This window comes from Paenibacillus sp. J31TS4, from assembly GCF_018403265.1.
GTDB lineage: Bacteria > Bacillota > Bacilli > Paenibacillales > NBRC-103111 > J31TS4.
Genome location: NZ_BOSI01000007.1, coordinates 23277 through 36218, shown reverse-complemented (window position 1 = coordinate 36218; position 12942 = coordinate 23277). Strand labels below are relative to the sequence as shown.

The following is a 12942-nucleotide window of genomic DNA, read 5'->3' as shown; positions in this document are numbered from 1 at the left end:
GCCAGGGCTGGCCGGATCTGCGTGCCTCGGAGGCGAACCGCCCCCGCTGCCGGTTTATTTGCTGTCCTTGCGCGTCGTTGCCTTAACGGTCTCGAATTCCTTCTCGAGCCGGTCCTGCTGCAGCTTGAGCTCAGCCTCGCTCCAGCCCAGACGGTCGGCGAGCAGATGCAGAATGGACGGCGCGATTTCTTTGGCGCGCTTCACGTTGAAGAGCAGAAGCCCTGTCCGGCGGACAAGGAAGTCGACTGCCGTGACGGTCATCTCGTTCTGGATGCAGTAATCCACCTCGGCGATCAGCGCCTTCTGGTCGGTCGACAGCGCCTGCTCGCCCGCCATCTCACGAATGCCGGCATGAATCTGAGGCGTGTTGGAGCCATAGCGGGAATACAGATAGGAAGCGTGCTTCGGGCTCAGGCCGAGGCGAATGCCCTCGTCCTCAATCTGCTTCTTGTAGGCTTCGTAGCTCTTGCCGTCGGTGCTGCCGCCGCTCAGCACTTCCTGGTCGGTCGTGCAGCCCGGGAACGAACGGCCTTCTTCCTGGCCGATCTGCTTGGCGACGAGATCGACAACCTTCTCGGCCATTTTGCGGAAGCCGGTCAGCTTGCCGCCCGCGATGGTGATGAGACCCGAGTCCGCAAGGAAGATCTCGTCCTTCCGGGATACCTCGGACGGCTTCTTGCCGTCCTCGTGAATGAGCGGGCGCAGGCCGGCCCACATCGATTCGACGTCATCCGGCGTCAGCTTCACGTCCGGGAACATGTTGTTGCACGCGTTGAGCAGGTAATCCCGATCCTCGACTGTCGTCCGCGGCTCTTCGATCGCATCCTTGTAGAACGTATCCGTCGTCCCCATATAGGTCTTGCCGTCGCGCGGTATGACGAAGATCATCCGGCCGTCCGGCACGTCGAAGTACGCAGCCTGCTTGACCGGCAGGCGGCTGTGGTCGACAACGAGGTGGACGCCCTTGGTCAGGAGCAGCTTTTTCCCTTTAACCTCATGGTCCTTGCCGCGGACACGGTCAACCCACGGACCTGCGGCGTTGACGATTTTCTTCGCGTAGATCTTGTACTCCTCGCCAGTCGTAACGTCCGTTACATTCACGCCGATGACGCGGCCGTTCTTGTACAGGAATTCCCCCGCCTGGGCGTAGTTGACGAGTTTGGCGCCGTTGCGGTTCGCGCACTTGGCAACCTCCATCGTCAGCCGGGCGTCGTCGGTCCGGTATTCGTAATAGTAGCCCGAACCGATCATGTCCTTCTTCTTGAACAGGGGCTCGAGCTCCTGCGTCTTGGCGACACGGTACATGATGCGCCGTTCCTTGCGCTTGACGCCCGCAAGCATGTCATAGACGTAAAGGCCGATCGAGGACATGAAGTAGCCCATCGAGCCTCCCTTGTAGATCGGCAGCATCATCGGTGCCGGAATGACGATGTGCGGGGCGTTTCGGTGCAGCAGCGCGCGCTCCCGTCCGACTTCCATGACCAGCTTGACCTCACCCTGCTTCAGATAGCGCAGGCCCCCGTGCACGAGCTTGGTCGAGCGGCTCGACGTGCCCCAGGCAAAGTCCTTCATCTCGATCAGCGCCGTCTTCATTCCCCTGCGACTGGCGTCCCAGGCCGTTCCGACCCCGGTAATCCCCCCGCCGATAATAAGAATGTCGTGTGTCTCCGCGGCCATCGCCTTCAGAATGTTCTGCCGCTCCGTTGCTGCAAAAGCTGTACTCATCCTGTATCCCTCCAATGCATGTCTTCGTCCTTGCGCATAGCGGTGCCGGCCATCGGGTGCGGCGCCCCCGCCCAAGAGCGGGAAGGCGGACACCCGATTCTTGAACATAAAAAAGAGAACCCTGCGTCCTACACACCTAAACAAGGTGCATAATCAGCAAAGGGTTCTCTTTGGTCTCCGCCCACTTGCAATATGCTTATGGCTCCATTATAGCCCTCCAGGAGGAATCTGTCTACAAGTCCATTCGCCATAATTCGGGCGTTCCGACCGATACGGCCAGTGCGCCCGCCCGGAGCGCCTCAAGCACGTCCTCTCTCGTCCGCACGAGGCCGCCCGCAATAATCGGAAGATCGGTCAGGTCGGTCAGCTCGCGGATCACCTTGGGCATGACGCCGGGCATGATCTCCACCGCGTCGGCGCCGGACGTGTGGATGGCACGGAGTCCATTGCGGATCGCCGTGCTGTCGATCAGGAATAACCGCTGGATCGCCATCAGCCCGTATTCCTTGGCTAATCCGACGACATGGTTGCGCGTCGACAGGATGCCGTCCGGGCGAATGTCGTTGGCCATGAACCGGATGCCGCTCTTGTCGGGTGCGATCCCTTCCGTAAAGTCCAAATGAACGAACATCCGCTTGCCGGAGCGCTTGCCCAGCAGAATTCTCTCCTGCAGATTCAGGATCGACCCGTTCAGCAGAAAGATAACGTTGACGCTACTGGAGAGCGCGTCCGCCAGCTCCTCGTCGGACCGCACCGAGGCGATCACTTGGTGCTCCACCATGTCGACAATCGATTCCACGAAGGGTGTCTTCCTTTCCGGATTTCCAGTCTTGCTCCAATTGTAGCATAAACGGCTCCGCCGCGAGAGCCTGTCCGGCATAGAAGACGGCCGGGGCGAAATAAAACGCCCGTTCGGTTCCCGTATCGTTTTGGCCGTTTGGGACACTCTATCGGTAGACTTTCCATTCTTCAACACAAGGAGCTATTGCCATGAACAAAAAGATCGGAGCGCTTGTGCTCGCAGCCGCGCTTGTCCTTGCTCTTGGCGCTTGCGGCAAATCGAACGACAACAAAACCGGGCAGGGGACGAGTCCTGGTGCTACCACAACGCCCGGCGCCACGACCGGCGGAGGAACCGCAGGCGGGGGAACTGCGCAGGCTGAGCAGGTGTACAAGGCAAACTGCCTCGCCTGCCACGGCGATAATCTCGAGGGCAAGATGGGCGGCAACTCCAATCTGACCAAGGTGGGTGCCCGCCGGTCGAAGGAGCAGATCGTTACCCAGATCTCCAACGGCGGCAACGGCATGCCGGGCTTCAAAGGCCGCATCTCCGACACCGAGATCAACGCGCTCGCCGACTGGCTCGCCGCCAAGAAATAAGCGGCTTTCCCGTGGATAAAGGCGAGAGAGACGCCATGACCAAGAGATGATTGGCGTTCGCTCGTACCCGACGGCGGGTCGGGCAGGACGGCAATCGGCTACCCTTCCCGCTCCAACAGCAACCCCCCGGCTCTATGGGAACCGGGGGGTTGCTGTGTGAACGGACAGCCGCTACCGCGCGGCGGATTCCGCTCTACTAGTCTATTTGCTCCGCGATGACGTACGCAGCGGCGTTCGTGCTCGTGTGCGTGATGCTGAGATGGACGCGGACGCCGCTGCCAAGCTTCAGCCGATGGAGCGATACCGCGGATAGGCTGCATTCCGGCTTGCCGAGCGGGTCAGGCAAAATCTCGATGTCCTGAAAGCCGACCTGGCGGCCTATTCCGCAGGCGAGCGCCTTGGCGACGGCCTCCTTGGCGGCGAACCGGCCCGCCACATATTCATGCAGCCTTCCCTTCCGATCTTCCGCCAGTCTCAGCTCCTCCGGCGTCAAAATGCGCTGGACGAACCGCTCCCCGCTTGGCCCTTCCATCAACCGCTTGACCCTGCTGATCTCCACGAGATCGATGCCTACCCCAATGATCATCTGCGACTCCCCCTCTGCGCCTGCTCCCGCGTCGGGCACGGCCGAATGCCGGCATGTGTCTTCCTGCCTCATTCGGTTCTGTCTGTCTCCGTCCCCGCCGGTTTTCCTGTATCTCTTCCCGTTTAAATGCCCGGGATCTCGTTGCGCTTATGATTCGTACGGAGATAAGCGCGCTCCAGACGCTCCTTGGCGTCGGTGCCAATCTCCTTGCCTTCCAGGTAGTCGCTGTTGTCTTCGTAGCTGACCCCAAGCTCACCCTCGTCGGTCTGCCCCGGCCAAAGGCCGGCCGTCGGCGTCTTGTCGAGGATGCTCTTCGGAACGCCGAGCGAGCGGCCGAGCTCCCGCACCTGCCGCTTGTTCAGCGAGCTGAGCGGAGTGATATCCACAGCTCCGTCGCCCCACTTCGTGAAGAACCCGGTGATCGCCTCGGACGCGTGGTCAGTGCCGACAACGAGCAGGTTCAGCTCAAAGGCAAGCGCATATTGCACGACCATTCGCGTGCGGGCCTTGATGTTGCCCTTGCCTTCCTTGCTCATATGCTGGCTGCGGCCGATCGCACGCAGCGCGTGCTCGGTCTCGAGGGCGATCTCGTCCACCGAGTCCTCGATATTCGTCTCCACCTTGTACTTGAGGTCGAACGCTTCGGCCGTTGCATAGCTGTCGGCGATGTCGACCTGCTCGCCGTAAGGCTGGAACACGCCGAGCGTCATGTATTCCTTGTTCTGCTCCTTGGTCAGCTCATCGGTCGCCCGCTTGCACAGGCCGGCGACGACGGCGCTGTCCAGCCCGCCGCTGATGGCGATGAGCAGCCCGTTTACTCCCGCCTTCACGATATAATCCTTCAAGAAGTCAACCCGCCGGCGGATTTCTTCCTCTACGTCGATCTGGGGCTTGACGCCCAATTGACGAATAATTTCCTGCTGCAGACTCATCGCACGTTCATCCTTTCCATTCCGTTTTGCCTTAAGTATAGACCAGGCCGCATAGACAAGCAATTTGCTTGCACGGCATGTCAGACCGGCCTCGCGGGGCCGGCATCCCTCTACCGACAGACTATCCAATAGCTGGATTTTTATCCAGCTGTTTGCTAGCATTACGGAAGAACCAACCCAAGAGGAGGCCTTCCCATGATCGATATTCACTGCCACATTCTTCCCGGGATCGACGACGGAGCCGGCGATCTCGAGGAAGCGCTTGCGATGGCGCGTATCTCTTATGAGGACGGAGTGCGCCATATTATCGCAACGCCACATTACAACTCGGTCTACGCTCCGGACGCGGCCTTCGTGCGGGCGTCCGTCGAGCAGCTGCAGCAGGCGCTGGACGAAGCGGCCATCGGCATTACGCTCCACGCCGGCCAGGAAGTGCAGCTGGCCGGAGCCGCCGAGCTGACGCAGATCATCGAGAACCAAAGCGTCCAGCTGCTCGGCCCTACCGGCAGCTTCGTGCTGCTCGAGGAGCCGTGGTCCGGCTATCATCCCGATTCTGAGAAAGCGGTCCGCTACTTGACGGGGCTCGGCATCACGCCGATCATTCCCCATCCCGAGCGGCACGCCTTCTTCCGGGACGAACCGGAGCTGCTGACCAACCTGATCAGCCTCGGCGCCTGGACTCAAGTGTCTGCCGACAGCCTGGCCGGCAATTACAACAAGGAGGCTCAGGCATTCGCAGAATGGCTCGTCGACCAAGACCTCGCTTTCACGCTTGCTACCGACGCCCACAATATAAAACGTAAGCCCAACCTGTCCGCCGGCTATCGGATCGTCGCCGAGCGCGTCGGCGAGGAGAGAACCGAAGCGATTCGGGAGCGGATGCGGCGGATCGTTCCTAAGGTGGACTGACCTCGGCGGACATGCCGGAGGACCGCAACTCTTGGGGGGACCCTTCCCATCCCCTTACCCATATACGCCTTCGCTCTAATCGTTCTTTATCCGATCAGCGGGTACGGGAAGACCCATTATGCCGACGGAATACATAGGACGGCTCGGCTGCCTTTTGACAGAGCGAGCTCACGCCCGTATACTGAATGTCAAATATGTTAGACATTTGGGGAGGCCCCCGCACGATGGTGAACCGGATCAAGGAGCTGCGCAAGGAACGCAGGCTGTCACAGGAGGACCTCGCTCAGGCATGCCGCGTCACCCGGCAGACGATCAACGCGATCGAGAATAACAAGTACGACCCGAGCCTGCAGCTCGCGTTTCAGCTCTCCCGGGTGCTAGGCGTTCCGGTCGACGGGCTGTTCTCCTATCAGCCGGAGTCCGACTAGCCGCATGGCGGAGTCAGCCGGGAGAGCCACGCCCGGACAAAGCAAACCCCCCGAAGCCTGGGACAGTCCAGGCCTTGGGGGGTTATTGGCGTTAGCTGCCCGGAATGCTTACCGGCAGTATTTCTCGAAGGCTTCGGTCAGATCGGCGGCGATCATGTCGGCCGACCGGTCCTCGATCTGGTGGCGCTGGATGAAGTGCACCAGCTCTCCGTCCTTGAACAGGGCGATCGACGGCGAGGACGGCGGGTAGTCGATGTACTCGCGGGCTTTGGCGGTCGCTTCCTTATCCTGTCCGGCGAAGACGGTGAACAGGTGGTCGGGCTTCGCCTCTCCCTGCAGCGCCTTGGCTACGCCCGGGCGGCATTGGCCGGCGGCACAGCCGCAGACGGAGTTGATAACGAGCAGCGCCGTTCCCTTGGCGTCCTCGAGCTGCTCCTGAACTTCCTCCGGTGTACGAAGCTCCTGAACTCCGATCCGGGTCAATTCGTCGCGCATCGGCTGAACCATATCGCGCATATATGCGTCAAAAGACATTGCCATCTTAGCGTTCACTCCTTAACGAGATAAGTAATTGTCACTTACTTTTTATTATACAGGTCCCGAGGAGGAATGGAAAGAACAATGATGACGCCGCGCAAAAGCCGCTCCGGAACGCCGAAGCCCGGAACGGCACTCTCTTCGGCCTCAGGCGCCCCGGTATGATCGGGACACCCGGCCTACCGACGGTTCCCTTCCTCCGGTTCTTCCGCCTCCGGCGGACGCTTCGCCGCGCTTGCCGTATTGCGGACCGCGTGGAGGAAGATCCCTTCCTTCGGCGGGATGCCGCGCTCGAAATAATCTCGGTTCTCGGCGGTATGGAAGCCGATGTCCTTGAACGGATGCACCCACTGGTCTCCCGACATGATAGCGGGATCGGTTTCCGTGCTCCACTGCTCGAGAGGAGAGTCCGCCGAGACATAGTCATGGTCGCCGATCAGGACGCCGTGCTCGTTGACGAACGGCCGCTTCGGTCCCCGCCCCTCCCGGAATTCCGGGAGGAAATCGATCTCGTAGGGATCCAGCCGGTCGTCCCCGACAACGCCGGTCTCCCGGAAGCTCTCCGGTCCTTCTTTATGATCCGTCATGCTCTTCCTACTCAGCCGGGCGGTTCGGGCCGCTCAGCTTCTTGTCGGGGACCGAGCCGGCGAAGGAATCGCGGCCTTCCTTGCGGTTCTGGCGCTCGTGCTTCGCCTGCTCTGGGGATTGGCCCGCCGTCTTGTCCTTCTTCATGGCAATCCTCTCCTTTCTGCCCCTAGTATGCGCGGCGTCCCGCGGTTTTATCATCCGCCTGTTCCCCCGCCGGCCAAACCGGTTACAATAGAGAGAGTGCGCCTAGCGCCGCTATCAAGGCTTACAGCAAAGGAAGATGAAGGTTGGACTATGACATTATCGTAATCGGCAGCGGGTCCGCCGGCCTCATGGCCAGTGTGGCCGCGAGCGGGCGGGGCGCCTCCGTCCTTCTGCTCGATAAAGGAAACAAGCCCGGGCGCAAGCTCGGCATCTCGGGAGGCGGGCGGTGCAACGTCACGAACGCCAAGGAGCTGGACGAGCTGATCCGCCACATTCCGGGCAACGGCCGGTTCCTCCACAGCGCGCTGGCGACGTTCGGGAACAAGGATATCATCGCTTTTTTTGAAGGGCTGGGCATCCGGTTGAAGGAAGAGGACAACGGGCGCATGTTCCCGGTTACCGACAAAGCCAAGACGGTCGTCGACGCATTGGTGAACCGGGTCCGCTCCCAAGGGGTGGAGATGCGGCTGAACAGCCCCGTCGACCGTCCCCTCTTCGAGGACGGTCGCGTCGCGGGCGTCCGGCTGCGAACCGGCGAGGAGCTTCGCTGCAGGGCCGTCATCGTCGCCGTCGGCGGCAAGTCGGTGCCGCATACCGGCTCGGAGGGCGACGGCTACGCCTGGGCGGAGAGTGCCGGCCATACGGTAACCGAGCTGTACCCGACCGAGGTGCCGCTTACGTCGGCCGAGGCGTTCATCCAAAGCAAGGAGCTGCAGGGCCTCTCGCTCCGGGACATCCGTCTGACCGTGTGGAATCCCAAAGGGAAGAAGCTGATCCAGCACGACGGCGACATGATCTTCACGCACTTCGGCCTGTCGGGTCCTGCGGTGCTGCGCTGCAGCCAGTTCGTCGTAAAGGCCCGGAAGCAGTTCGATGTGCCGACCGTCAAGCTGACGCTCGATCTCTTCCCGGACAAGTCTTCCGGCGAGATCTTCGAGGAGACGCTGGCGCTTGTCCGCGACGAGCCCAAAAAAGCGATTAAAAACGTGCTGAAGGGCTACGTGCCCGAGCGCATGCTGCCGATTCTGTTCCGCAAGGCGGGGCTCCAGGCCGAGCTGACGCACGCCAATCTGCCGAAGACCCAGTGGCAGACGCTGGCGGAGCTCGTCAAGGCGTTCCCCATCAACGTGAACGGAACGCTGTCCATAGAAGAGGCGTTCGTGACGGGCGGCGGCGTCCATCTGAAGGAGATCGATCCGCGGACGATGGAGTCGAAGCTGATGCAGGGGCTTTATTTTTGCGGCGAGGTGCTGGACATTCACGGCTATACCGGCGGCTACAACATTACGGCGGCGTTCTCGACCGGGTACACGGCGGGCAAGAGCGCGGCCGAGGCCGCAAGCGGCCAGACGCTCGAGTAAGGCTTCGCATCCGCAGGAGAGCTAGAGCAAGCGCCGGAGAGATCCGGCGCTTTTTGGCGTTTGTGCCTCCGTTCCAATTTGCTGATGAATCTTCCGGAATTGTGGTTAATTAGGAGGAAGATGGGTTTGTCAAGCTTTTTTGCGGAGCGGAACCGATGGAGGTGCAACCGATGAAAAAAGCAATCAAATACGCCGTGGCGTTCCTCTTCCTGCTGCAAGCGATGCTTCCTTACCTGCTCCCTCTCGAGCCACTCTACGATTACCGGGTGCGCGAGGACAAGTTCGCTCAAGACAGCCGGAACTACCATGCGCTATTGGACCGGCTCAAGGTGGAGATCGACGATAATCGGATCCGGGACTACATCGTCATCCTAGGGGATTCGGTCGCGTACGGAAGCGCGGTCCAGCCGGAAGAGTCCGTCGGCTATTATATGGAGCAGCTGCGCGTCAAGGAAGGCGGCTACGGCAAGCCGGCTATCTTCAACCTGGCGCAGCCGGGCATGCAGGCGGGCGATATGTACGCAATGCTGCTGCTGCTCGACCGCTACGGCATCTCGACCGACCGGGTCGTGCTGAACGTCCGGTACGACGATTTCGCACCGCGCCGGCCGGGACCCGCCATCGCCGCACTGCTGCCCGATACGCTGCACGATCTCGACCGGGACAGCTACGCGCATCTGGAGCCTCAACTCGCGTCGAACGGCCACCATACGCCGGGCAACCGGCTCGGGCAGTCGCTCGCCTACGCGAGAGACCAGATCGCGGCGTCGGTATCGCTTATCCGCTACAAGGATGTTCTGGCTGAGCAGGCCAGCTTAGCATACGAGCGCTATTTTGAGAGCCGGGCGCAGGCGTATTCCGAGCAGGAGCAATCGGTTCCGGCGGAAGCGGACGTCCCGGCGGAGGTGCCGTCCACCCTATCCCGGGAGACGTTCGACCTGACGGACGCAAGCCCCCAGGTCTACATGCTGGAGAAGATCATGGAGCATCAGAAGGGCAAAGAGACGCTCGTCTTCCTCGCCGGCATCAACGAGACCGCCCACGCGGAGGAGCTGGCGGACACCCGGGTAAGGGACAATCTGCAGCGAATCAACGGCTACTTCGCGGACAAGCCGGTGAAGTACTTGAATCTGCAAGGCCGGCTCACAGACGAGTATTATGCCGACGACGTGCTTTACAATGCGAACGGGTACCGGGCCATCGCCGCGATGCTGTGGGAAGAGATGCGGCAGACGAAGGACGAATGAACCGCCGCAAAATCAGTGGCGGGCGTCAGCTCAGGCGTCAGCTCAGGCGTCAGCTCGGGCGTCAGCTCGGGCGTCAGCTCGGGCGAAGCGTGAACCAAAAAAGGCGGAGCCGCAGCATCCCGTGGGGATGGCGGCTCCGCCTTTTGCAGCCCGCAGGCTGTTCCTCAGATGAGGAGATTGAACAGCAGCGGATCCTTGTTCAGCTCGACATATTCGAAGCCCTTGCGCGTCATGCGCTCGATCAGCGGACCGTAATCGTCGCGCGACTTCAGCTCGATGCCGACCAGCGCCGGCCCGTTCTCCTTGTTGTGCTTCTTGGTATACTCGAACCGGGTAATATCGTCGCTGGGCCCCAGCACATCGTCCAGAAACTCGCGCAGGGCGCCGGCCCGCTGCGGGAAGTTGACCGTGAAGTAATGCTTGAGGCCCTCGTACATGAGCGAGCGCTCCTTGATCTCCTGCATCCGGTCGATGTCGTTGTTGCCTCCGCTGATGACGCAGACGACTGTCTTGCCCGCCAGCTCTTCCCGGTACAGGTCGAGCGCGGCGATCGGCAGCGCGCCGGCCGGTTCGGCGACGATCGCATTCTCGTTGTACAGCTCGAGAATCGTCGTACACACCTTGCCCTCCGGCACGAGCACGACGTCGTCGAGCACGTCGCGGCACACCTCGAACGTCAGCTGACCGACCTTCTTGACGGCGGCGCCGTCGACGAACTTCTCGATCTGCTCGAGGCCCGTCACCTCGTTGCGCTCCAGCGCATGCGTCAGCGAAGCCGCGCCGGTCGGCTCTACGCCGACGACGCGGGTCCGCGGGCTGATCGCCTTGACATACGTGCCGACGCCGGCAGCGAGGCCCCCGCCCCCTACCGTAACGAAGACGTAGTCGGCCGGCACGGGCAGTTCTTCCATCATCTCCATCGCCACGGTGCCGTTGCCGGCGATGATCCGCTTGTCGTCAAACGGGTGGATGAACGTCATCCCTTCCTCCCGGCTGACGCGGATAGCCGCGTCATACGCATCGTCGAACGTGTCGCCGGTCAGGATAACCTCGACGTAGCTGCCGCCGAACCGGCTCACCTGGCTCACCTTCTGCCGCGGTGTCGTCGCGGGCATGAAGATTTTGCCGCGAATTTGCAGCGTCTGGCACGAATAGGCGACTCCCTGCGCGTGGTTGCCCGCGCTGGCGCAGACGATGCCGCGCGCCCGGTCCTCCTCGCCGAGCGAACGGATCCAGTGATAGGCTCCGCGGATCTTGAACGACCGAACCACCTGCAGGTCCTCCCGCTTCAAATACACCTGGCAGCCGTATTTGGCCGACAGAATCGGATCCTTTTGCAGCGGCGTCCGCCGCACGACCTCCTTCAGCGCGTGATGCGCCACTACAATATCCTGCATAGTAACCTGCTCTTCCACCTTGTTTCCGGCCATGGTTGCGCCCTCCTTCTCTTTCGGTTTTGCAGAGACAGACAACAAAAAAATCCCGTCCCCCCAAGGGACGAGATTAGCTCTCGCGTGACCACCCTACTTCCAAGAAGCCCCGCCGTCTGCTGACGATCGACAGGCCTTACCCGGCACCTCTGCTGCGTACCATCATACGCGGTCCTTGTAACGGCGGACTCCCGTCCATCCTTACTTGCTCTCCCGAGCGTTCGGCATGGCTTCTCGGAGAAGATATTCGGCTCACGTCCGACCGTCGGCTCTCAGCGGGCACCGACTCTCTGGCAGATCGCAATCGCGGCTTACTTGGTCTCGTCAAGCGAATGTATTCAGGTGAAATTTAGTATAGTTATACTCCTTTTCCCCGGCCAAGTCAATTGGGAATCGACGTCATGGCGTAGGAGGCGGCGATTCCGAGAACAGCGCCGGCGGGAAGCAGGAGGAGCGCGCCCCACGGAGGAAACACAAACGCCCCCAGTACTATGCTCATCAAGAGCACCGGCGGCAGCACGAGTACCGCCACGGCGCGCGGACCCGCGGCTACGACCAAAGCGTCGGGCCGGGGAAACAGCTGGAGGTAGCGGGCCGCGAGCGTCTCCTTCCATCCGAGCCTCGCCAGATAGGCGAGCATGAAGCTTCCTCCCACCCACAGCATCCACTTGGCAGGCGCGGGAAGCACGGCCATCGCCCCCGTGCTGAGAAAGGCCAGCTGCAAGTACAGACGGAAGCTCGCCGGGTTGCGCAGGAACGCCTTGACGGCGGCCTCCGCCAGACCGGCCGCCGGCGAGCGGCGGCGAAACAGCCGGTTCGACGAGCGGAACAGCTGCGGCCGGCGGCGGCTCGACACCGGAGGGCGGGGCATCGCCTGGCCGATCAGGAACGAGGTGAAGCGCAGCTTGAGCTTGTGATCCTCGGCGGCATCCTGGAGCGCATAGACGTGGCGCTGCAGACGCCGGTGCGCCAGGCCGAGCAGCGCCGCCGCCAGCAGCGCGGCGTACAGCCCGGCATAGGCTGGCTGCAGCAAGAGCAGCAGCCAGCCGGCCGCGAGCAGCCCGGCGCCGAGCAGGTGCAGCAGCAGCTGGGCCGCAATGCGCCGCCAGCCGCGCAGCAGGCGCTCCAGCCACTGGGCCGCGACCGCGAGGCCGGTGCGCAGCAGCGCTGTCAGCAGGCCGAGCAGCACCGCCTCTGCGGCGGAGAGGCCTGCCTGGCGCACAAGCACCGGCGCGAGGATCGCGACGGCCAGGGCAGCCAGCGCGGCGTGCACGACGGCCGAATAAGCGAGCCCCGCGCGCATGAGGGAGCGCCGCCAGGCCGGCCGCGTGAAGACGAAGAGCTGATCCGCTTCCTCGAGATAGAAGCGGATGCGTCCGGACAGCGCGGCCAGCGTGAGCAGCACCGCGGCGGCAGCTCCCCCGTAGAGCTCGAGCCAGGCGGGCGGAGCGGTCCACCAGAGCCAATATTGGTAGCCGAAGACGGCGAGCGCCGGCAGCAGAAGATAGACGCCGACGATCCAGTCAAAGGCGGATCGCCAGGCCCGCCACTGGAAGCGGGCATCGTCCCGCAGCCGGCGGACAAACAACTGATGAGGAGTACGCAGCATGGCCGT

14 protein-coding genes are annotated in these 12942 nt (G+C 62.1%); 5 read left to right on the top strand and 9 right to left on the bottom strand.

The genetic code is table 11. The annotated features are described in order from the left end of the window. Positions 1-54: 54 nt before the first annotated feature. Positions 55-1725: a glycerol-3-phosphate dehydrogenase/oxidase gene (locus KJS47_RS21255; RefSeq protein ID WP_249716627.1), complete on the bottom strand. Its 1671-nt coding sequence runs from the start codon at positions 1723-1725 to the stop codon at positions 55-57. Between the two features lie 232 nt (positions 1726-1957). After that, positions 1958-2524: a glycerol-3-phosphate responsive antiterminator gene (locus tag KJS47_RS21250; protein WP_213527502.1), complete on the bottom strand. Its 567-nt coding sequence runs from the start codon at positions 2522-2524 to the stop codon at positions 1958-1960. 191 nt (positions 2525-2715) lie between these two features. On the opposite strand from KJS47_RS21250, the gene KJS47_RS21245 reads away from it, so the two are divergent. Continuing rightward, a complete protein-coding gene (locus KJS47_RS21245) occupies positions 2716-3105 on the top strand; it encodes a c-type cytochrome (RefSeq protein WP_213527500.1) in 390 nt (129 codons plus the stop codon). Positions 3106-3301: 196 nt separating this feature from the next. Here KJS47_RS21245 and acpS read toward each other — a convergent pair whose 3' ends face one another. Both acpS and nadE read right to left on the bottom strand, forming a co-directional pair. Continuing rightward, complete coding sequence (gene acpS / locus KJS47_RS21240) at positions 3302-3691, bottom strand: holo-ACP synthase (protein WP_213527498.1); 390 nt, start codon at positions 3689-3691, stop codon at positions 3302-3304. A gap of 122 nt (positions 3692-3813) precedes the next feature. Beyond that, positions 3814-4623 carry an ammonia-dependent NAD(+) synthetase gene (gene nadE, locus KJS47_RS21235; protein ID WP_213527497.1) on the bottom strand — a complete coding sequence of 270 codons (810 nt, stop codon included), beginning with the start codon at positions 4621-4623 and terminating at the stop codon, positions 3814-3816. Positions 4624-4818: 195 nt separating this feature from the next. On the opposite strand from nadE, the gene KJS47_RS21230 reads away from it, so the two are divergent. Both KJS47_RS21230 and KJS47_RS21225 read left to right on the top strand, forming a co-directional pair. Next, positions 4819-5532 (top strand): tyrosine-protein phosphatase, encoded by a 714-nt coding sequence (locus KJS47_RS21230; protein ID WP_213527495.1) that lies wholly within the window; start codon positions 4819-4821, stop codon positions 5530-5532. Between the two features lie 224 nt (positions 5533-5756). Then, a complete protein-coding gene (locus tag KJS47_RS21225) occupies positions 5757-5960 on the top strand; it encodes a helix-turn-helix transcriptional regulator (RefSeq protein WP_213527493.1) in 204 nt (67 codons plus the stop codon). A 108-nt stretch (positions 5961-6068) separates the two neighbouring features. Here the strand turns inward: KJS47_RS21225 and KJS47_RS21220 are convergent, their stop codons facing one another. The 3 genes from KJS47_RS21220 to KJS47_RS21210 form a co-directional block, all read right to left on the bottom strand. Continuing rightward, positions 6069-6500, bottom strand: coding sequence for a BrxA/BrxB family bacilliredoxin (locus tag KJS47_RS21220; protein WP_213527491.1), 432 nt, complete (start codon positions 6498-6500; stop codon positions 6069-6071). Between the two features lie 176 nt (positions 6501-6676). Next, positions 6677-7084 (bottom strand): DUF3905 domain-containing protein, encoded by a 408-nt coding sequence (locus KJS47_RS21215; RefSeq protein WP_213527489.1) that lies wholly within the window; start codon positions 7082-7084, stop codon positions 6677-6679. Positions 7085-7091: 7 nt separating this feature from the next. Next, entirely contained in the window at positions 7092-7229 is a 138-nt protein-coding gene (locus KJS47_RS21210; RefSeq protein ID WP_213527487.1) for a hypothetical protein, read from the bottom strand. Between the two features lie 143 nt (positions 7230-7372). On the opposite strand from KJS47_RS21210, the gene KJS47_RS21205 reads away from it, so the two are divergent. Continuing rightward, positions 7373-8650 (top strand): BaiN/RdsA family NAD(P)/FAD-dependent oxidoreductase, encoded by a 1278-nt coding sequence (locus KJS47_RS21205; RefSeq protein ID WP_213527485.1) that lies wholly within the window; start codon positions 7373-7375, stop codon positions 8648-8650. Between the two features lie 170 nt (positions 8651-8820). After that, complete coding sequence (locus KJS47_RS21200) at positions 8821-9897, top strand: SGNH/GDSL hydrolase family protein (RefSeq protein WP_213527483.1); 1077 nt, start codon at positions 8821-8823, stop codon at positions 9895-9897. A gap of 164 nt (positions 9898-10061) precedes the next feature. Here KJS47_RS21200 and ilvA read toward each other — a convergent pair whose 3' ends face one another. Together ilvA and KJS47_RS21190 are read right to left on the bottom strand one after the other, a co-directional pair. After that, positions 10062-11327 (bottom strand): threonine ammonia-lyase IlvA, encoded by a 1266-nt coding sequence (ilvA, locus tag KJS47_RS21195; protein ID WP_213527481.1) that lies wholly within the window; start codon positions 11325-11327, stop codon positions 10062-10064. A gap of 382 nt (positions 11328-11709) precedes the next feature. Then, positions 11710-12936 (bottom strand): ABC transporter permease, encoded by a 1227-nt coding sequence (locus tag KJS47_RS21190; protein ID WP_213527479.1) that lies wholly within the window; start codon positions 12934-12936, stop codon positions 11710-11712. Positions 12937-12942: the final 6 nt, after the last annotated feature.